The sequence below is a fragment of the Microbacterium sp. NPDC087665 genome, assembly GCF_044743285.1.
GTDB lineage: Bacteria > Actinomycetota > Actinomycetes > Actinomycetales > Microbacteriaceae > Microbacterium.
Genome location: NZ_JBIUWD010000007.1, coordinates 33,117 through 52,571 on the forward strand (window position 1 = coordinate 33,117; position 19,455 = coordinate 52,571).

A 19,455-nucleotide genomic window follows, 5' to 3' on the forward strand; every position below is an offset into this window, starting at 1 on the left:
GCCTCGCCATGTCCTCCACTCGCACCACCGTCCGCACCGCGGGCGTCGCGATCCGCGCGATGCTCGTGCTCACTCTCGTGCTCGGCGTCGGCTACACGCTCGTCGTGACCGGCATCGGCCAACTGCTCCTCCCGAGCCAGGCCAACGGCTCACCCCTCGCCGACGACAAGGGCAGCGCGCTCATCGGGCAATCCTTCACGGATGCCGAGGGCGAGGCGCTGCCCGAGTACTTCCAGTCGCGTCCGTCGGCCGCCGGCGACGGCTACGACGGCGCCGCGTCGAGCGGCACCAACCTCGGCCCGGAGAACCTCGACCTGGTCGCCGCGATCGACGAACGCAAGGCGGCCATCGCCGAGCGCGAGGATGTCAGCCCGAGCGAGATTCCGGCCGATGCGGTCACCGCATCCGGCTCGGGCCTCGACCCGCACATCAGCGTCGCCTACGCCCTGCTGCAGGTGCCGCGCGTGGCCGAAGCCCGAGGGTTGTCGGACGACACCGTGCGCCAGATCGTGGAGTCTAGGATTCAAGGGCGGGATCTGGGATTCCTCGGCGAAGAACGCATCAACGTCGCCGAACTCAATCTCGCGCTCGATGAGCGGGAGGGCGAATGACACGAGAGCGGCGGGGCCGGCTCCGCGTTCTCCTGGGCGCGGCCCCCGGCGTCGGCAAGACGTTCGAGATGCTCGCCGAGGGGCGTCGCCTGCTCGACGACGGCCGCGACGTCGTGATCGCGGTCGTCGAGACCCACGGGCGCGCGGCGACCCTCGCCCAGACGATCGGCCTGCCGGAGGTGCCGCGCCGCACCTCGGAGCACCGCGGGGTCGCCCTCACCGAGCTCGACGTCGACGCCGTGATCGCGCGACGCCCCGAGATCGCCCTGGTCGACGAGCTCGCCCACACGAACATCCCCGGCTCCCGGCATCCGAAGCGCTGGCAAGACGTCGAGGCGATCCGGGATGCCGGCATCGACGTCGTCACGACCGTGAACGTGCAGCACATCGAGTCGCTCAACGCCGTCGTCGAGAAGATCACCGGCATCGCGCAGCAGGAGACGATTCCGGATGCTGTCGTCCGTGCTGCCGATGAGATCGAGGTCGTCGACCTCGCGCCGCAGACCCTGCGCGACCGGCTCTCGGCCGGCCTCGTCTACCCGGCGGAGCGGATCGACGCCGCCCTGTCGAACTACTTCCGGTTGGGCAACCTCACCGCGCTGCGCGAGCTCGCGCTGCTGTGGCTGGCCGACGAGGTCGACAGCGCGCTGCGCAGCTACCGCGCCGACCACGGCATCGAGGGCACCTGGCAGGCGCGCGAACGCGTGGTCGTCGCCCTCACCGGCGGCCCCGAGGGCGAGACGCTGCTGCGTCGCGGGGCCCGCATCGCCGCCCGGTCGGCCGGCGGCGAGCTGCTGGCCGTGCACATCTCGACCCAAGACGGCCTGCGCGACTCGACGCCCGGCGCCCTCGCCGCGCAGCGCGCCCTGGTCGAGTCGCTCGGCGGCAGCTTCCACCAGATCATCGGCGACGACATCCCCGCAGCCCTCGTCGAGTTCGCGCAGGGAGCCGACGCCACCCAGCTCGTGATCGGCGTCAGCCGGCGCGGGCGACTCGCGGCCGCGCTCACCGGACCCGGCATCGGCTCCGAGGTCATCCGCCGCTCGGGCGACATCGACGTGCACATCGTCACCCACGCCGCAGCCGGCGGGCGCGTGGCACTCCCCCGCATCACCGGCGGGGCGCTCGGGTGGCGGCGGCAACTGCTCGGATTCGTAGTCGCGGTGGTCTGCGGCCCCCTGCTCTCCTGGGCGATGTTCTCGTTCCGCAGCCCCGAATCGATCACGTCCGAAGTGCTGGCGTATCAACTGCTCGTCGTCGTGGTGGCGCTGATCGGCGGCATCCGTCCTGCCGTCTTCGCGGCCGTGCTCTCGGGCATCACGCTCGATTTCCTCTTCGTCGCCCCCCTCTTCACGATCACGGTCGCGCACCCTCTGCACGTGCTCGCACTCGCGCTCTACGTGGTGATCGCGATCCTCGTGAGCATCATCGTCGACCAGGCCGCCCGCCGCGCCCGCACCGCCAAACGTGCGACCGCCGAGGCCGAACTGCTCGCCGCCGTCGCGGGCAACGTGCTGCGCGGCGACAACGCCGTACTCGCCCTCGTCAGTCGCACCCGCGAGGCGTTCGGACTCAGCGGTGTGCGCCTGCTCGCGGCCGATGGAGAAGTGCTGGCCAGCGACGGCGAGCCCCTCGCCGACGGACGCACCACGAGCATCCCCGTCGGTGCGTCGCAGGCCGTGCTCGAACTCAGTGGTGACGCGCTGGATGCCCCGGCACGCCGACTGCTCGATGCGATCGTCGCCCAGATCTCGGCCGCGATCGAGCACACCGACCTGCGCGCGACCGCCCGCGAGGTGGCTGCTCTCTCGGAGACCGATCAGGTGCGCAGCGCCCTGCTCTCGGCCCTCAGCCACGACCTGCGGCGCCCGCTCGCCTCGGCCGTCGCGGCGATCGGCGGGTTGCGCGGCGCGCACGAACTCTCGGCCGACGACCGCGCCGAGCTGCTCGCCACCGCCGACGAGAGCCTCGCGACCCTGTCGACCCTGGTCACCGATCTGCTCGACGTGAGCCGGGTGCAGGCGGGCGTGCTGGCGGTGTCGGCCACCCGTCTCGACGCGACCGGCCCCGTGCTGGCCGCCGTCGACGAGCTCGGGCTCGGCCCGGCCGACGTCGAACTCGCCCTCGACCCCGCACTGCCCGCGCTGCAGGCCGACCCGGTGCTGCTGCAGCGCGTGATCGTCAACGTGCTCGCGAACGCGCACCGGCACTCCCCGGTGGGAACGCGCGTGCTCGTGTCGACCAGTGCCCTCGGCGAGCGCGCCGAGATCCGCATCGTCGACCGCGGCGAAGGGGTGCCGGTCGAGCGGCGCGACAGCATCTTCCAGCCGTTCCAGCGCTTCGGCGACACCGACAACACCACCGGTCTCGGACTCGGACTCGCCCTGTCGCGCGGATTCGCCGAGGGCATGGGCGGTAGCCTGACACCCGAGGACACCCCCGGGGGTGGACTCACGATGGTCATCTCACTGCCGCTGGCCGGCGCCGACACGGAGGGCACCGAGTGAAGCTCCTCATCGCCGACGACGACCCGCAGATGGTGCGGGCGCTGCGCATCACCCTCGCCGCCCACGGCTACGAGGTCGTCGTCGCCGCCGACGGAGCCGCCGCGATCGCCGCCGCCGCCCAGAGCCACCCCGACCTCATCATGCTCGACCTCGGCATGCCGCGGCTCGACGGCATCGAAGTCATCCAGGCGCTGCGCGGATGGACCAACGTGCCCATCATCGTCGTCTCGGGCCGCACCGGATCGGCCGACAAGGTCGAGGCGCTCGACGCCGGAGCCGACGACTTCGTCACCAAGCCCTTCCAGGTCGACGAGCTGCTCGCCCGCCTGCGCGCGCTGTCGCGTCGGGCGGTTCCGGCCGGCGGCGAATCGACCGTCTCGTTCGGCGATGTCGTCGTCGACCTCGCGACCAAGACCGTCACGCGTCTCGGCGCGCGCGTGCACCTCACCCCGACGGAGTGGCGCATGCTGGAGCATCTGTCGCGGCATCCGGGAGCCCTCGTCACCCGGCAGGATCTGCTGAAGGAGATCTGGGGCAGCGAGCAGGTCTCCGACTCGGGCTACCTGCGGCTCTACATGTCGCAGCTGCGCAAGAAGCTCGAGCACGAGCCGAGCACCCCGGTGCACCTGCTCACCGAGTCGGGGATGGGCTACCGGCTCGTTCTCTGAGGCGCCTCCGGGGCGGGACGCTTCGACAGGCTCAGCGACCCACTGGGTCCCTGAGCCGACCTCGGCCCCTGAGCCTGTCGAAGGGTCCGGCCCGCCGTCCGTACCTAACTCAGGACAAACCGGCCCCAGCCACGCTTTTCGAGCCGATTCGGCCCCCCCAACGCACGGTTGTCCTGAGTTAGGGACGGGCCTTGCGCGCGCCACGCCCGCGCAGCGCCGACACGACGCCGGCGACCACGAGCACCACGGCCACGACGATCGCGGCGATGGCCGTCGGCACGCTCTCGGGCTGGTCGGTCAGTCGCCCGACGGCGAGCCAGGCCAGACCCCATGCGGTGGCGAGCGCGGGGGCGATGCGGCCGGTCAGCCAGGCCGCGGCGACGCCGATCACCATCACGACGGCGAGCACCGCGACGGCCCAGATCTCGGCCTGCTGCGCCCAACTCTCGGGCGCCATCTGCGTGAACCAGGCGGCGGTGTTCGCGACGGTCGCGATCGTCACCCAGCCGAAGTGCAGTCCGTTCGCGCCGTCGGTGAGGATGCGGTCGCCGGTGTTCTTCGCGGGGAAGCGTCCGAGCAGCACGATCACCCGAGCGAGCACGGCCACCAGCAGGGCGATCACGATCACCGTCAGCCACAGGGTGAGGAAGCGCGCGGTGACCAGCCACAGCCCGTTCAGCACCATCGAGGCGGCGATCCATCCACCGACGGCCTGCTGCCGAGCATCCGTCCGCTGCCCCGGCAGCGCCTGCCACACCGTGTACGCGAGCAGGCCGATGTAGATCAGCGACCAGATCGAGAACGCGGGGCCGGCGGGTGCGAGGTACGACCCCTGGGCCGAGAGCGCGCCGTCTTGCAGGTCGTCGACGGATGCTCCGCCGAATGCCCCCGCTCCGACGGCGGCCGCGATGAGCATGAAGGATGCCGCGGCGATGACCAGGCTCTGTCGGGCGATGCCCTTCGTCTGTGTCTCCATGACCGGCACGGTACCGGTCGGTCGGTGCGCGCACAGGAGCCTTGACTCCGGAGGCGAAAACGTCTAGCCAGGCTAGCGAAATGCTCGAAGCTCCGGTCGGCACACCCCGGGTGCGCCTGCGTAACTCCTCAAGAACGACGGCTGCTACCCGATGCCGGCCGTTTCGGCCCAGGACCGGGCCGATCTTGAGGAGTTATGAAAGACGCCGGATGCTCAGCCCGCCGTCACCGCGGCGTCGATCAGCACTTCGGCGGCACCCCGCGCCTGTGCCGCAACCGCCGCGTCGCCCGAAATCGCCGCGGTGCTCTGCGCCCCCTCGGCGAGGATCGACAGCTGCGCGGCGAGCAACGGCGAGGCCCCGGTGCCGGTGACGAGGCGGGCCATGTACTCCTGGAACGAGGCCTTGTGCGTGCGCACGATCTCGGCGACCTCGGGGTTGGTGCCGCCGAGCTCCCCGAACGCGTTGATGAAGGCGCAGCCGCGGAAGTCGTCGGTGCAGAACCAGTCCTCGAGGTAGCCGTAGACGGCGAGCAGTCGGGTGCGCGGGTCGGCGCCGGCATCGGCCACGGCGGTCGACAACCCGGCCTCCCACTCGGCATGCTTGCGCGCGAGCACGGCAGCGACGATGTCGTTCTTGGCGGGGAAGAGACCGTAGAGGCGACGCAGCGACACGCCGGCCGTCTGGCGCAGCTCGTCCATGCCGACGGCCGCGTATCCCTTGCGGTAGTAGAGATCCTCGGCGGCGGAGAGGATGCGTTCGCGTGCCTCGTCTTCGGTCATACCCTGAAGTTTACTTGACACGAGAACGAACGTTCTCTATGTTGGACATATCGAGCGAGAACGATCGTTCTCACCGGAACCGAAAGGACCAGGATCATGGGTTACATCACCGTCGGAAACGAGAACAGCACCCCGATCGAGCTCTACTACGAAGACCAGGGAGCCGGCCAGCCCGTCGTCCTGATCCACGGTTACCCGCTCGACGGCCACAGCTGGGAGCGCCAGACCCGTGAACTCCTCGCCCAGGGCTACCGCGTCATCACGTACGACCGCCGCGGCTTCGGCGGATCGTCGAAGGTGAACGACGGCTACGACTACGACACCTTCGCCGCCGACCTCAACACCGTGCTCGAGACCCTCGACCTGCGCGACGTCGTGCTCGTCGGATTCTCGATGGGCACCGGAGAGCTCGCCCGCTACGTCGGCCGCTACGGCCACGAGCGCGTCGCCAAGCTCGCCTTCCTCGCCTCGCTCGAGCCCTTCCTGGTGCAGCGCGACGACAACCCCGAGGGTGTGCCGCAGGAGGTCTTCGACGGCATCGAAGCCGCCGCCAAGGGCGACCGTTTCGCCTGGTTCACGCAGTTCTACAACGACTTCTACAACCTCGACGAGAACCTCGGCTCGCGCATCAGCCAGGAGGCCGTCACCGGCAGCTGGAACGTCGCGATCGGCAGCGCGCCCGTCGCCGCCTACGCCGTCGTCTCGTCGTGGATCGAAGACTTCCGCGGCGACGTCGAGGCCGTGGCCGCCGCCGGCAAGCCCACCCTGATCCTGCACGGCACGAAGGACAACATCCTGCCGATCGACGCGACCGCCCGCCGCTTCCACCAGGCGGTGCCCGCCGCCGAGTACGTCGAGGTCGAGGGCGCCCCGCACGGCCTGCTCTGGACGCACGCCGACGAGGTCAACGCCGCGCTGACGAGCTTCCTCGCGAAGTAAGTCCGGCCCGGCAGCATCCGCTGCGGGATCGATATGTCACGCCTCAGAGGCATTTGACGTGACATATCGATCCCGCCGCCGTCCGGCTGACACTCCCGTCGCAGAAAGGCCCGGTATCCGAGAGGGATACCGGGCCTTTTCGCGACCGGAACGGATGCTGCGGCGCTCCGCGCGATCGGAGCGGAGACCGCGGCTGCGGCTGACCGGCATACTCAGCCGCGCAGGACTCAGCCGCGCAGAACTCAGCCGCGCATGGCGACGCCGCGGCGCCAGTAGCCCATGAAGGCGACCTGTCCGCGGTCGATGCCGAGGTCCTTCACCAGGTGGCGGCGCAACGTCGTGACAACGCCGCTCTCGCCGGCGATCCAGAAGTAACGGTCGGCGGGAGCATCCGATGCGGCGATCTCTTCGCCGAGCCCCGAGTACGCGGGCGTCTCCCAGAGCAGATCTTCGCCGTCGAGATCTTTCACGGCGATCTCGTCCGCAGCATCCGCATCGCCGAGGTGCGCGAGCACCGCCGGGATCACACGCAGGCCGTGCAGCTGGTCGTCGCCGCGGGGCAGCCACTGCACCTCGACGCCGGCGGGCGCATCGATCGTCAGGATGTCGGCCTCGGACGGAACCTCGATGAACGCGCAGCCGCGCAGGTCGCGCGGGGCGTCTTCGAGGATGCGGGCGATCGCGGGAGCTGCGGTCTCGTCACCGACCAGCACGACCGACGGCGCATCGCCCGGGGTGTACTCGGTGCCCCCGCCGGTGATGCCGCGGCGCGGGCCGATGAGGAAGATCTCCTGCCCGGGGGCAGCGGCGCTCGCCCACAGCGAGGCCGGCCCGGTGAGGCCGGGCGCGAGGTGCAGCACGAAGTCGACGTCGACCTCGGTGCCCGTCGACGGGTCGACGCGCAGGTCGCGGATCGAATAGGTGCGCATCGAGCCGCGCTCCGCTTCGGGCACGGCCAGGTACGACCCCCACCAGTCGGAGGTGTCGCGATCGAGCGGAGGCAGGATGCCGGATGCCGGGGGGAAGATCAGCTTGATACGGGCGTCGAACACGCTGCCCGGCGTGCCTAACTCATCGAGATCGGCACCGCCGAACGTCACCCGCACGAAGTTGGGCGAGACGCGGTCGACCGCGCGCACCTCGGCACGGGCGAGCACGTAGGTGGGCTTCTCGGTGGTGGTGGTCTCAGCGGACATGGTGCCTCCCGATAGGTGTGACCATTGGCTTGCCGGAAACCGGGTCGGTGGTGATCTGATTCGCGAGGCCGAAGACCTCTTCGACGAGCTCGGCCGTGACGATCTCGCTCGGGGCGCCGATCGCGTGCACGCGCCCCTCTTTCATCGCGACGAGCTCGTCGGCGTAGCGCGCCGCCAGGTTGAGGTCGTGCAGCACCATGACGATCGTGGTGCCGCGCGAGACGCTGAGGTCGGTGAGCAGATCGAGCACCTCGACCTGGTGCGCGACGTCGAGGAACGTGGTCGGCTCGTCGAGCAGCAGGATGTCGGTCTCCTGCGCCAGCGCCATCGCGATCCACACGCGCTGGCGCTGCCCACCCGACAGTTCGTCGACGCTGCGGTCGGCGAGGTCGGTGACCCCGGTGGCATCGAGTGCGTCGGTCACGACCTCATAGTCGTGCGCGCTCCAGCGTGCGAGCGTCTTCTGGTGCGGATGCCGCCCCCGCCCGACGAGGTCGGCGACGGCGATGCCCTCGGGAGCGACCGGCGACTGCGGCAGCAGGCCGAGGATGCGGGCGACCTCTTTGGTCGGTCGCGCGTGCACCGACTTGCCGTCGAGCACCACCTGCCCGGCGCTCGGCGAGAGCAGGCGCGCGAGCGAACGCAGCAGCGTCGACTTGCCGCATCCGTTCGCCCCGACGATCGTCGTGATCTTGCCGGGCGCGACGGTGAGGTCGAGCCCGTCGATGATGGTGCGGTCGCCGTAGGAGAGGGTGACCCCTTCGGCCGACAGGCTGTGCGAGACGGTCACAGCGATCCTCCCGAGCGGTTGGTGCGGATGAGCAGGTAGATCAGGTACGGCGCGCCGAGCACACCGGTGACGACGCCGACCGGGTAGCGGGTGCCGAGCGCGAACTGGGCGATCAGGTCGCCCCCGAGCACGAGCACCGCACCGACGAAGGCGCTGGGCAGCAGCAGATTGGCGCCGGGGCCGGTGATGCGCGCGGCGATGGGACCGGCCATGAACGCGACGAACGCGATCGGTCCGGTCGCGGCGGTGGCGAAGGCGAGCAGCGCCACCGCGCCGAGGATGAACAGCAGACGCGTGGGATTCACGCGCACACCGAGGCCCGAGGCCGAGTCGTCGCCGAGCTGCAGGGCACCCAGGGCGCGTCCCTGCGACAGCATCAACGGCACGATCACGGCGGCGGCGATCGCCATCGGCAGCACTCGCTCCCACGACGCATTGTTGAGGCTGCCGGTGAGCCACTGCATCGCGGTCTGGATGTCCCAGTTCGCGGCGCGCGACAGCATGTACGAGATGACGCTCTGCAGCATGGCGGCGACGCCGATGCCGATCAGGATCAGCCGGGTGCCGGCGAAGCCGCCCTTGATCGAGAGCGCGTAGATCACGAGGGCGGTGACGATCGCGCCGCCGAGCGCCAGGACCGAGACGACGGGGCCGTTGAGCGACAGCACGATGATGCCGAACACCGCGGCCGCGCCCGCACCGGCCGAGATGCCGATGATGTCGGGCGAGGCGAGCGGATTGCGCAGCAGCGTCTGGAAGCTCACGCCGGCGATACCGAAGCCGAACCCGGTGAGGATCGCGAGGATCGCCCGCGGCAGGCGCAGGTCTCCGACCGTGAAGGATGCCCCCGGAACCGTCTCGCCGAAGATCACACGGATCACTTCGATGGGCGTGTAGAACGTGTTGCCGATCATCAGCGCGACGGCGAACAACGCGAAGACGATGATGCCAAGCACGATCGTCGCGGTCGCGTGCCGACGATGGCGGGCGCGGCGTCCGGCGACGACGGCGGCGACCCGGGAGGATGCCGTCTGCTCGGGGCGGTCGAGCGTGTGCTCGGCGTTGTCGGCGGGGCCGATGCCTCCGGTCGAGTTGGTGCGGTCGGTCGTGGTCACAGCTCACGCACCTTCTGACGGCGGACGATCCAGATGAAGAAGGGGGCGCCGATGATGGCGGTGATGATGCCGACCTGGATCTCTTCCGACGTCGGCGAGATGACGCGACCGATGATGTCGCTGGCGGTCAGCAGCGCAGCTCCGGCGAGGGCCGAGAACGGCAGCAGCCAGCGGTGGTCGGTGCCGATCAGCATGCGGCAAACGTGCGGGATGATGAGGCCGACGAAGCCGATCGGGCCGGCGATCGCGGTGGCGGCACCGGCGAGGATCACCGCACCCAGGGCCGACAGCATCCGGGTGCGGAAGACGTGCTCGCCGAGGCCCTTGGCCATGTCGTCGCCCAGCGCGAGCGAGTTCATGCCGCGGGAGCTGGCGAAGCAGATGAGGGCGCCGACGGCGAGCACCGGAGCGGTGATCACGATGCGGGGCCATTCCGCCCCGCCGACGCCGCCGATCTGCCAGGACTGGAACGTCTGCAGCAGATCGACGCGCGGAAGCATGATGGCGCTGATGAGCGAGGCGAAGGCGGCCGAGGTGGCCGCTCCCGCGAGTGCGAGTTTGAGGGGTGTCGCTCCCCCGCGGCCGAGGGAGCCGACGGTGTAGACGAAGGTCGCCGCGAGCGCGGCACCGGCGATGGCGAAAGCCATCTGACCGTAGGGGTTCGCGAGCCCGAAGAACGCGATGCCGATGACGACCGCGAGCGATGCGCCGTTCGAGACGCCCAGGATGCCCGGGTCGGCGATCGGGTTGCGGGTGACGGCCTGCATCGTCGCGCCCGACAGCGCGAGCGCGGCACCGACGAGCAGGGCCAGTACGGTGCGCGGAATGCGCTTGACGATCGCGGCCTGCTCGATCGTGTCGGTCTGACCCTGGAATGCGGCGACGATGTCGTCGAACGACACGGCGCGCACACCGAAAGACACCGACAGGATGCTGAGGACGAGAAGGATACCGACCCCGGCGAGAAGCCAGAGCGTGCGCACCAGCACCGGGCGCCGCAGGTCTGCGGCGCCCGGTGCGATGGTGGTGGTTGCGGTCACTGAGTTGCCACTCCGCGTGTGCGGACTGATGGATTACTGAGCGAGCGGTGCTGCCAGCAGGGCGAGGTAGTCGCTGAGACCCCACGGGATCGACAGCGGCGACGGGTTGGCGGATGCCGCGATCGGCGTGGCGTCGGGGAGGATCGCGATGCGCCCCTCGGCGATGGCCGGGATCTTCGACAGCAGCGGGTCGGCCTGCAGCGTGGCGATGAGCGACTCGTCGCCGTAGGTGGCGATCACGTCGACGTCGTCGAACTTCGCGGCGTCTTCGGCGCTCACCGACAGGTAGAACTCCTTGCTGTCGGCGGACTCCTCGACGATCGACGGCAGCGGCATGCCGAGGTTGTCGTGCAGGTAGCCGGGGCGCGTGTCGACGGCCGTGTAGTAGCCGATCTGGCTCAGGTCGGCCGGGTCGAAGAAGGCGAAGAGCACCTTCTTGTCCTTGAGGACGTTGTTCTCTTCGAGCGCCGCATCGGCGTCGGCGTGCAGGTCTTCGATGAGGGCCTTGCCCTCTTCTTCGAGGCCGAGGGCCTTCGAGTTCATCTCGATCATCTCGTCGACCGGGGTGCCCCAGGCGATGTCGGGGTAGGCCACGACCGGAGCGATCTTGGAGAGGGTGTCGTACTCCTCCTGTGTCAGGCCGGAGTACGAGGCGAGGATGACGTCGGGGTTCGTGTCGGCGACGGCCTCGAAGTCGATGCCGTCGGCCTCGTCGAAGAGCACCGGCTCTTCGCCGCCCAGCTCGTCGAGCTTCTCCTCGACCCAGGGCAGGATGCCGTTGTCGTCGTCGTCGCCCCAGCTGGCCTTGCTGAAGCCGACCGGCGTGATGCCGAGGGCCAGCGGAACCTCGTGGTTCGCCCAGGCGACGGTCGCGACACGCTCGGGCTTCGTCTCGATGGTGGTCTCACCGTAGACGTGCTCGATCGTGACGGGGAAGGCGTCGTCGGAGGCCGGTTTGCTGCCGGCGTCGGAGCCGCTGTCGGTGGTCGACGTCGCGCAGGCCGAGAGGCTCAGGGCGAGCGCCGCGGCGGCGCCGACGGCGAGAAGACGAGAAGTGCGCACAGGCATGTCCCTTCAGATGGGTGGAGGGGAGATGGCGCAGAGTCGCGCCGAGAGTTTGGTAAGGCTCCCCTAATCTAACCCGAAGTTAGGCAAACCTCAAACTATGAGCCGAACTATGCCGATGTGCTTTTCCGTGTTCCGGGCACAGAAAAAGCCGGCCGATTCCCGAGGGAACCGACCGGCTTCAGCCGATCACGAGTGATCAGAGATCACGAATGATCACAGGGGGCGAATGTTCGCAGCCTGCATGCCCTTGGGGCCACGCTCAGCGTCGTATTCGACCTTCTGGTTCTCGCGGAGCTCCTTGAAGCCCGAGCCAGTGATCGCAGAGTAGTGGGCGAAAAGATCGTCCGAGCCATCCTCGGGAGCGATGAAGCCGAAGCCCTTTTCAGCGTTGAACCATTTCACAGTGCCAGTGGCCATGTGTTTCTTCTTTCTATTTTGACGTGGCCGCTGTTTTACACGGCCATAGCACCGCACCGGAGAATCCGGTGGGTACAGAGTGACGCACTCCGAACGGAGGCGACGTTGAGGGACGCAGCGAGGTCTCGGCGGGCGATGTGCCTGCCGAGAAAGGAACCGGGTGCAGATGCACCGCGGCTGACTGCGTGTGACAAAAAAGACTTTCGGCGGATCCGTGCCGAACCGATCGGCGCAGAATTCGGATCCAGATGGAGGGCCGCACACGTCGCATCAAGCGTTCGCGGGCCGGTGATGAATATGCCTCCGGAAAGAGGAACATCGTTAACGTACCACGTCGGCCCCGGAATGCACCTGGGCGAGTCGAATGGAGTCTTCTTCTCTGGCAGCTCCGTCTCGGACGGCGAGGGCCGCTTCGGTGCGCGTGCTCACACCGAGTTTGCGCAGCACGGCCGAGACGTGCACGCTGACGGTCTTCACGCTGATGAAGAGTCGCTCGCCGATCTGGCGGTTGCTGAGCCCCTCGGCGATGAGTGCGAGCACCTGACGTTCGCGGGCGGTGAGTGCGTCGGTGAGGGCGTCGGTGAGGGCGTCGGTGAGGGCGTCGGTGACGGATGCTCCGAGCACCTGCGGGTCGAGGCCCGCGGCAGCCGCGAACCCGCCGACCGTGGCCTCGAGTTGCGCGTGCCGGAGCTCTCGGGCGATCGTCACCGCCGTTTCGATGACGGGCGCGGCCGCCGCTCGGTCGCCCTCGTGCACGAGGATGCGGGCGTATTCGAGGCGGGTGATCACGCGGAAGAGGATGGGCACGTTCCCGCTGTCGGCGAGGATGATCGCGCGCTGCATCGCCTCGGCCGTCGGGTCGAGCAGCGCGGCGACGATCGGCGACCACACGTCGCCGAGAAGCTGCGGCGGCTGCGCGGACCAGGTCTCGGCCACTCGGCGGGCAGCGACGGCGGTATCTTCGCCCTGTGCCCGCAGCTCGGCGATGATCGCCGCCGCCTGCAACAGCAGCCTGCGCTGATGCAGCAGGACGGGGCCGCCGTCGTCGATCATCGCCATGATCTCGGCGAGCGCTCCACGCAGGTCGCCGGCGCTCTCGGCGACCGCCACGGTCATGGTGATCAGGTCGTACCAGATCTGCCGCTCGGTCTCGCCGGTCTCGACGAACGACGGGGTCCATTCGCGCAGCATCTCCGCTGCCTCGGCCGATCGGCCCCGCCACGCCAGCGCACGCACGCGCGTCATGCTCGAGTACATGCGGAAGACGCGCAGCGCACCCTGACGATGGTCGCGCGACATCATGTCGTCGACGCGCTCGATCTCGCCGCGTTCGAAGAGCGCGACCGACATGTTCTGCATCATGATCGAGCCCGAGCTGCGCCCGACGCCGAGGGCGCGCGCCAGGGCCAGCCCCTCTTCGGCGATGAGCACTGCTTCGTCGTAGCGGCCGAGCAGGGTGAGCGCGTCGGAGTAGTTGACGCGGTAGCGCAGATCGGCGTTGGAGCTGCGGGCGAGGTCGTGCGCCCGATCGAACTCGACGATGCTGCGGTCGATGTCGCCGAGGTGTGCGAACGAGACGCCGTGCACGTTCGCGGCGATCGACTGCTGGTCGCGGTCGCCGGCGCGCAGCGCGATGCGTGCGGCGTCGTCGGCGACACGGAGCGCGTCGTCGAGACGGCCGGCGACCATGTATCTGCTGGCGAGCTGGTTCAGCAGGCCAGCACGCAAGGCATCGTCGTCGAGCTTGCCGGTGACGAGGTCGAGCGCCTGTTCCGTCAGCGGGATCGACCCGGGGCGACCGAGATTCGCGAGGTACTGGGCTTTGTCGCGCAGCAGCCGCGCGTGCAGTCGGGGAGAGACGGATGCCGTGTCGACCTCGTCGAGCGCGGCGGTGATGACCGCGAGCGCCCGCTCGCCGTCGCCCGCATTGCGGAGCACGGATCCGAGCGTCTGCAGCAGGTCGAGATGCGTGACCCCGGCGGCATCGGGTGCATCGGCGACGCGCGGCCACACCTCGAGCGCCAGCTCACCGAACCGTGCGGCGCTCGCGAAGGCGAACCGCGCCTTCGCGTCACGCATCGCGTGGACGGCCGCGGCGAGCGCGCGTCGTTCGTCTTGGGCGAGTTGCCAGTGGTGGGCAAGGGCGGCGGCGTCGACGCTCTCGGCACGGTCGCGCTGCGCCTCGAGCGCCTCGGCGTAGGCGCGGTGCAGGCGTGCACGTTCGCCGGGGAGCAGATCGTCGTGTACGGCCTCGCGGAGGAGCGCGTGCCGGAAGCGGTAGTGCTCGTCGTCGATCACCAGGATGCCGCCGCGAGCGGCCTCTCTGATGCCCTCGTCGAGCCGGTCTTCGGGAAGGTCGACGAGCGTGGAGAGCAGCGGGTGCGAGAGGGGTCTTTCGGCACCCGAGGCGACTCGCACGACCCGCTGCGCGTCGGCTCCCAGTCGGTCGAAGCGCGTGAGCAGCACGTCGCGCAACCCGTCGGGAAGCGGACCAGTCGTGCAGTCGGCGAGCTCTTCGACGAAGAAGGGCACCCCCTCGGCGCGCTCCTGCATGCGCGCGAGTGCGCTGTCGGACACGGCCGTGCCGGTGAGCTGTTCGGCCAGCGCGCGTACCGCGTCGCCGTCGAGTCGCGGAAGCGTGACGCGCTCGATCAGCCGGGAGCGCGTCGCCTCGATGAGGAAGCGGCTCACTGCGTCACCCCGACGCACGTCGTCGCTGCGGCAGCTGAGCAGCAGCAGCACGCGCCCACGGGCGAGGGTGCGAAGAAGAAAGGAGAGCAGTGCCAGCGTCGACTCGTCGGCCCAGTGCAGGTCTTCGATGATGAGCACCTGCGGGGCGGCGTCGGCCGCCGTCTCGATCAGCGTCGCGATCGCATCGCGCAGCCGATCGGGGCTGGTGCGGGCGCGGTCGGCGGGCTCTTCGGTGAGTTCGGGCAGGAGCATGCCGAGAGCCTCGGCGCCCGGCCCGGTGGCGTCGCGCACCTTCTCGATGCCGAGCCGCGCGACGATCGAGCGCAAGATCGCCGTGAGCGGGCCGTACGCGGTGCGCGCGGGACCGAGATCGAGGCACCAACCCACGTGCACGTCTGCCCGCGATGCGACCTCGGCCGCGAACTCGCGCAGCAGACGGGACTTGCCGATGCCCGCCTCGCCGTCGACGAGCACTCCGACCGCCGTACCCTCTGACGCACCCTCGAAGAGCCGGCGGACGACGTCGATCTCGGCGTCGCGGCCGACCATCGCGGAGCTCTGCGCGAAGGAGGACATAGGTTCATCGTGCCACCCCCCTCCGACATCCGAAACGCGATCGGAGCCCCGCGATGCGGCCCCCTGCGGGCGCAGACGGACGACCGGATTCACCGCGCCGCGACCGGCTCGCCGGGGGCAGTCGCCGCGGCGCGACGGCGCGTGGGCGCAGCATCCGCCCGGTCGGCCGGACGTCGACTCGTCAGACGCCCGAGCATCCGCCCGACCAGACCGGCCCGACGCGGAACGATCTGGTCGGCGTGCTCCCGCAGGAACCGTCGCTGCTCAGCCGCACGCTCGATCTGCTGGCGTTCGGAGTCGGCGATCTGCTGGCTGACGTACGGGTGCTCGAACATGGGATCTCCTCGTTGTGTGTCCATCTACACAACGCTCTGAGTCCCCCGCCCGGCATCGGGAGGATTCCCTATCTTTCGAGGCCGAGCCGGCCCACCATCCCTAGGCGTCGACGTCGCCGCGCCACTCCCCGGTCTCGAGACCGGTCTTCTCGATGAACTCCTTGAAGTTCTTGAGGTCCTTCTTCACCGCGTGCGTTCCCACTCCGAGCAGGGCGCCGACCTTCTCGATCATCCCTTCGGGTTCCCAGTCGATCTGCACGGCCACCCGGGTCTGCGCCTCGGACAGCTTGTGGAACGTCACGACGCCGGCATGCTCGGTGTCGCCGCCGATGCTGTTCCACGCGACGCGCTCGTCGGGGTGCTGCTCGGTGATCTCCGCGTCGAACTCGCGTTCCACGCCCCCGACCTTCACCGTCCACCGCGTGTGGATCTGGTCGGTCTGCACGATGGACTCGACCTCGTCGAGGAACTTCGGGAAGCTCTCGAACTGGGTCCACTGGTTGTACGCCGTGTTCACGGGGACGTCGACGTCGATGGTCTCGATGATCTGCACCATGGGATGCTCCTCACTGTTGGTCGTCGTCCCATTCAGCGCGGTGGATGCCGACCTGGCGATGGGGTTGACAGCATCCGATCGACGACGGATGCTCGGCACCCGCCGTCACCCGTGCAGCAGGTGTGCGCGTGCCGAAGGGCGCGGCACGTCGGGCGAGAGGATCGCCAGCACCCGCACGAGCGTCGTCATCCACAGCAGCCCCAGGCCCACGGCCATCGCCTCGAGGGCGGTCATCGTGATGAGCCCGAAGACGGCGAACAGCACGAACGCGATGGTCACGAGCACGCCGACGCCGACGGTTGTGATGATGAGTGCGCGGGGCGCTCCCGGCACGACGAACGCGGTGACGGCCATCGACGCCGCGAACAGCAGCAGTGTCACCGGCGCCACGATGTTGTGCGCCTCGGGGGCGCGATGCAGCGGCAGCAGTCCGACGCCGGCGAGCCCGAATCCGGTGATGATCCACAGCCCGGCGGTCAGGGCGATGCGGCCGAGGGCGGCGTCGCCGAGCAGGCGGTGCAGATCGCGCCCGACGTACGCCCCGACGGTGCCGACCAGTGCGCCGGCCACGACGAGCGTGCCGTTGAAAGCCCAGGCGGCATCACCGATGCCCAGCTGCGAGAAGTTGATCTCCCACCAGCGCGGGTCGGCGGCGGTCACCATCGCGAACAGCGTGCCGATCACCAGATATCCGAAGAGGATGCTCGACAGGTCTGCCGTGCGCAGCCCGATGCCGGCCGCGAAGGCGAAGCGGCCGCCGACAGCCGCGGCGAACCCGGTGAGCAGCGCCCCACCGACGAGGGTGAGTTCGAGACCCTGCAGCCCGATCGCGAGCACCTGGGTGCCGAGAAGCACACCCATGCCCGCGACCCCGACGAAGGCGACCGTGAGCGCGATCGCCGAGACGTCGGTGACGATCCTCTGCCAGCGCGGCATGGGGTCGGTCTCGCCGCGGCGATGGCGGAGCGTGCTCACCACGAAGGCGCCTCCGGCGATGGCGCCGGCGATGGTCGCCGACGGCAGCGCGAGCGACCCGGCGCCGATCAACGGCCGGGGCGCGGGACCCAGCACGAGGAATCCTGCGGCGGCGCCGAGCACGAAGCACACGACCGTCGCCCACACCGCGATGGTCTCGCCGCGCAGACGGTACCCCTGGTCCATGGGTACATCGAAGCACGAACTCGTTACGCCGGTATATCAGCATCCGTAGTTCGTCATCTCGGGGTGAGCAGCGGGGTGACGAGCGGGGTGCGGAGCATCCTTCATCCCTCGCGGCGAGAGCCCCGCAGCCGCGACAGGACTACCGTGGGACGCATGCGCTTCCCCGCCGCGATCCGCGCCAGTCAGCGCTCCCCGCTGCTGCAGGTCGTGAAGTCCGCCGCGGCGACCATCGCGGCCTGGCTCATCGCCGGATGGATCTTCCCCTCGCAGCTGCCCGTGTTCGCGGCGATCGCCGCCCTGCTGGTCGTGCAGCCGAGCGTCAACCAGTCGCTGTCGAAGGCGCTGGAGCGCAGCATCGGCGTCATCGCCGGGGTCGTGATCGCGGTGGCGCTCGGGCTGCTGCTCGGGTCGCCGAGCTGGATCGTGCTGCTCGCCATCGTCGTCGCGATGCTCGTCGCCTGGGTGTTCCGGGCATCTCCCGGCACCGGCAACCAGGTCGCGATCTCGGCCATGCTCGTGCTGGCACTGGGTTCCTCCAGCCCCGAATACGCGTTCGCACGCATCGTCGAGACGCTGATCGGCGTGGTGATCGGCATAGTCGTGAACGCCCTGATCGTGCCGCCCGTGCTCGTCGAACCCGCCCGCCGTCATCTCGGACTGCTCGGCGCCGAACTCGCCGCGAGCCTCGATCGTCTCGCCGACGCCCTCCCCCATCCGCAGACGCCGGCGCAGTTGCAGGAGCTCATGCTCGAAGTGCGACTGCTGCGCCCGATGAAGGATGCCGCCGACGCCGCCATCGCCGCCGGAGAGGAATCACTCACCCTCAACCCGCGACGCTCGACCCACCGCTCCGACCTGCGCGAGATGCGCGCCCTGATGGAGCGGCTGTCGCCCATCGTGACCCAGGTGATCGGCATGACCCGGGCCTACTTCGACCACTACGACGACTCGATCGGCGAGGAGCCCGCCGTCGTCGCGATCGCCGAGCAGCTGCGTCGCGCCGGGCACGACGTGCGACTAGCCGTACAGATCGCCGATGTGGCACCCGAACCCGACACTCTCACCTCGGCGATCCCCGCGTTAACCGCCCCACTCGTCATCCGTCCGCCGTCGAGCCAGCACTGGATCCTCATCGGATCGCTCATGGAAGACCTCCGGCGCATCCACGACGAGCTGCTCGACGAGTTCTGACGGCTCGGGTGGCGGCATCCGTCCGTCCCTCACTCAGGACGAACCGCACATACTGCCGCCGAGCAGAGGCGTAACGGCCCGATCCGTCGAATTCGTCCTGAGACAGGGACGCCCCACGACCTACCCTGGTCTCATGAGCGACATGACTCTGGACCAGGCACTCGGCGAGCTCGCCGCTCTCGAAGACCCCAAGATGCGTGCGGCGAACGAGAAGCGCGGCGACGACCACGGCATCAACCTCAGCCGCATGCGCGCACTCGCGAAGAAGATCAAGACCGACCAGCCTCTCGCCCTCGAGCTGTGGTCGACCGGCGAGACCGCGGCCCGTCTGCTCGCCCTGCTCATCTGCCGTCCGCGCGCTTTCAGCGCCGACGAACTCGACGCCATGATCCGCGAGACCGACCCGCCCAAGGTCAACGACTGGTTCGTGAACTACGTCGCCAAGAAGTCACCCCTCGCCGAGCAGATGCGCGTGCGCTGGTTCGATGACGCCGATCCGACGGTCGCTGCGGCGGCCTGGTCACTCACGTCGGTGCGCATCGCGAAAGATGCCGAGGGCCTCGACCTCGACCACCTGCTCGACCTGATCGAGGCGCAGATGAAGGATGCCCCGAAGCGGCCGCAATGGTCGATGAACGAGGCGCTCGCGCAGATCGGCATCCATCATCCGACGCTGCGCCTCCGGGCCCTGGCGATCGGCGAGCGCCTGCAGGTGCTCGCCGACTATCCGACCGCTCCCGGCTGCACCTCGCCCTTCGCACCGATCTGGATCGGCGAGATGGTGCGGCGCCAGGCGGGCTGAGCGGTGACCCGAGCCCTCGAACCGCTCGAGTGGTCG

The 19,455-nt window shown here is 69.4% G+C and carries 18 protein-coding genes; 6 read left to right on the forward strand and 12 right to left on the reverse strand.

The features are described from left to right. Positions 1-8: 8 nt before the first annotated feature. Genes kdpC through ACIOSY_RS15160 form a run of 3 tightly spaced genes read left to right on the forward strand, consistent with a single transcriptional unit; the run spans position 9 to position 3,786 of the window. Positions 9-611, forward strand: coding sequence for a potassium-transporting ATPase subunit KdpC (kdpC, locus tag ACIOSY_RS15150; RefSeq protein WP_400854735.1), 603 nt, complete (start codon positions 9-11; stop codon positions 609-611). Further along, the gene (locus tag ACIOSY_RS15155; protein ID WP_400854737.1) at positions 608-3,118 is read left to right on the forward strand and encodes an ATP-binding protein; all 2,511 of its coding nucleotides are present in this window, start codon (positions 608-610) and stop codon (positions 3,116-3,118) included. Before kdpC ends, ACIOSY_RS15155 begins: the two co-directional genes overlap by 4 nt. Next, positions 3,115-3,786 (forward strand): response regulator, encoded by a 672-nt coding sequence (locus tag ACIOSY_RS15160; RefSeq protein ID WP_400854739.1) that lies wholly within the window; start codon positions 3,115-3,117, stop codon positions 3,784-3,786. The genes ACIOSY_RS15155 and ACIOSY_RS15160 overlap by 4 nt, the downstream gene beginning before the upstream one ends. 178 nt (positions 3,787-3,964) lie before the next feature. Here the strand turns inward: ACIOSY_RS15160 and ACIOSY_RS15165 are convergent, their stop codons facing one another. Together ACIOSY_RS15165 and ACIOSY_RS15170 are read right to left on the reverse strand one after the other, a co-directional pair. Then, entirely contained in the window at positions 3,965-4,762 is a 798-nt protein-coding gene (locus tag ACIOSY_RS15165) for a tryptophan-rich sensory protein (protein WP_400854741.1), read from the reverse strand. Positions 4,763-4,975: 213 nt separating this feature from the next. Next, positions 4,976-5,542, reverse strand: coding sequence for a TetR/AcrR family transcriptional regulator (locus ACIOSY_RS15170; RefSeq protein WP_400854743.1), 567 nt, complete (start codon positions 5,540-5,542; stop codon positions 4,976-4,978). 96 nt (positions 5,543-5,638) lie between these two features. On the opposite strand from ACIOSY_RS15170, the gene ACIOSY_RS15175 reads away from it, so the two are divergent. Further along, entirely contained in the window at positions 5,639-6,481 is an 843-nt protein-coding gene (locus ACIOSY_RS15175; RefSeq protein WP_400854745.1) for an alpha/beta fold hydrolase, read from the forward strand. A 242-nt stretch (positions 6,482-6,723) separates the two neighbouring features. Here the strand turns inward: ACIOSY_RS15175 and ACIOSY_RS15180 are convergent, their stop codons facing one another. The 10 genes from ACIOSY_RS15180 to ACIOSY_RS15225 all read right to left on the reverse strand — a co-directional run bounded on the left by ACIOSY_RS15180 (position 6,724) and on the right by ACIOSY_RS15225 (position 17,426). Continuing rightward, on the reverse strand, positions 6,724-7,677 hold the full coding sequence (locus tag ACIOSY_RS15180; protein ID WP_400854747.1) for a siderophore-interacting protein: 954 nt from the start codon (positions 7,675-7,677) through the stop codon (positions 6,724-6,726). After that, on the reverse strand, positions 7,667-8,467 hold the full coding sequence (locus tag ACIOSY_RS15185; protein WP_400854749.1) for an ABC transporter ATP-binding protein: 801 nt from the start codon (positions 8,465-8,467) through the stop codon (positions 7,667-7,669). Before ACIOSY_RS15185 ends, ACIOSY_RS15180 begins: the two co-directional genes overlap by 11 nt. Next, the gene (locus ACIOSY_RS15190) at positions 8,464-9,582 is read right to left on the reverse strand and encodes a FecCD family ABC transporter permease (RefSeq protein ID WP_400854751.1); all 1,119 of its coding nucleotides are present in this window, start codon (positions 9,580-9,582) and stop codon (positions 8,464-8,466) included. Before ACIOSY_RS15190 ends, ACIOSY_RS15185 begins: the two co-directional genes overlap by 4 nt. After that, positions 9,579-10,622 carry a FecCD family ABC transporter permease gene (locus ACIOSY_RS15195; RefSeq protein ID WP_400854754.1) on the reverse strand — a complete coding sequence of 348 codons (1,044 nt, stop codon included), beginning with the start codon at positions 10,620-10,622 and terminating at the stop codon, positions 9,579-9,581. The genes ACIOSY_RS15190 and ACIOSY_RS15195 overlap by 4 nt, the downstream gene beginning before the upstream one ends. A 33-nt stretch (positions 10,623-10,655) precedes the next feature. Then, a complete protein-coding gene (locus tag ACIOSY_RS15200) occupies positions 10,656-11,684 on the reverse strand; it encodes an iron-siderophore ABC transporter substrate-binding protein (RefSeq protein ID WP_400854756.1) in 1,029 nt (342 codons plus the stop codon). Between the two features lie 219 nt (positions 11,685-11,903). Next, complete coding sequence (locus ACIOSY_RS15205; protein ID WP_400854758.1) at positions 11,904-12,107, reverse strand: cold-shock protein; 204 nt, start codon at positions 12,105-12,107, stop codon at positions 11,904-11,906. Positions 12,108-12,428: 321 nt separating this feature from the next. Continuing rightward, complete coding sequence (locus ACIOSY_RS15210; protein WP_400854760.1) at positions 12,429-15,374, reverse strand: helix-turn-helix transcriptional regulator; 2,946 nt, start codon at positions 15,372-15,374, stop codon at positions 12,429-12,431. An 89-nt stretch (positions 15,375-15,463) separates the two neighbouring features. Then, positions 15,464-15,709: a hypothetical protein gene (locus ACIOSY_RS15215; protein ID WP_400854762.1), complete on the reverse strand. Its 246-nt coding sequence runs from the start codon at positions 15,707-15,709 to the stop codon at positions 15,464-15,466. Between the two features lie 100 nt (positions 15,710-15,809). Further along, positions 15,810-16,265, reverse strand: a complete 456-nt coding sequence (locus ACIOSY_RS15220; RefSeq protein ID WP_400854764.1) for an SRPBCC family protein — start codon at positions 16,263-16,265, stop codon at positions 15,810-15,812. Positions 16,266-16,370: 105 nt separating this feature from the next. Beyond that, positions 16,371-17,426 carry a DUF998 domain-containing protein gene (locus ACIOSY_RS15225; RefSeq protein ID WP_400854766.1) on the reverse strand — a complete coding sequence of 352 codons (1,056 nt, stop codon included), beginning with the start codon at positions 17,424-17,426 and terminating at the stop codon, positions 16,371-16,373. Positions 17,427-17,579: 153 nt separating this feature from the next. Here ACIOSY_RS15225 and ACIOSY_RS15230 point away from each other — a divergent pair, with 153 nt between their 5' ends. Both ACIOSY_RS15230 and ACIOSY_RS15235 read left to right on the forward strand, forming a co-directional pair. After that, positions 17,580-18,617, forward strand: a complete 1,038-nt coding sequence (locus ACIOSY_RS15230) for an aromatic acid exporter family protein (protein WP_400854768.1) — start codon at positions 17,580-17,582, stop codon at positions 18,615-18,617. Between the two features lie 133 nt (positions 18,618-18,750). Continuing rightward, on the forward strand, positions 18,751-19,419 hold the full coding sequence (locus ACIOSY_RS15235; RefSeq protein ID WP_400854770.1) for a DNA alkylation repair protein: 669 nt from the start codon (positions 18,751-18,753) through the stop codon (positions 19,417-19,419). The last annotated feature ends 36 nt before the right edge of the window (positions 19,420-19,455 follow it).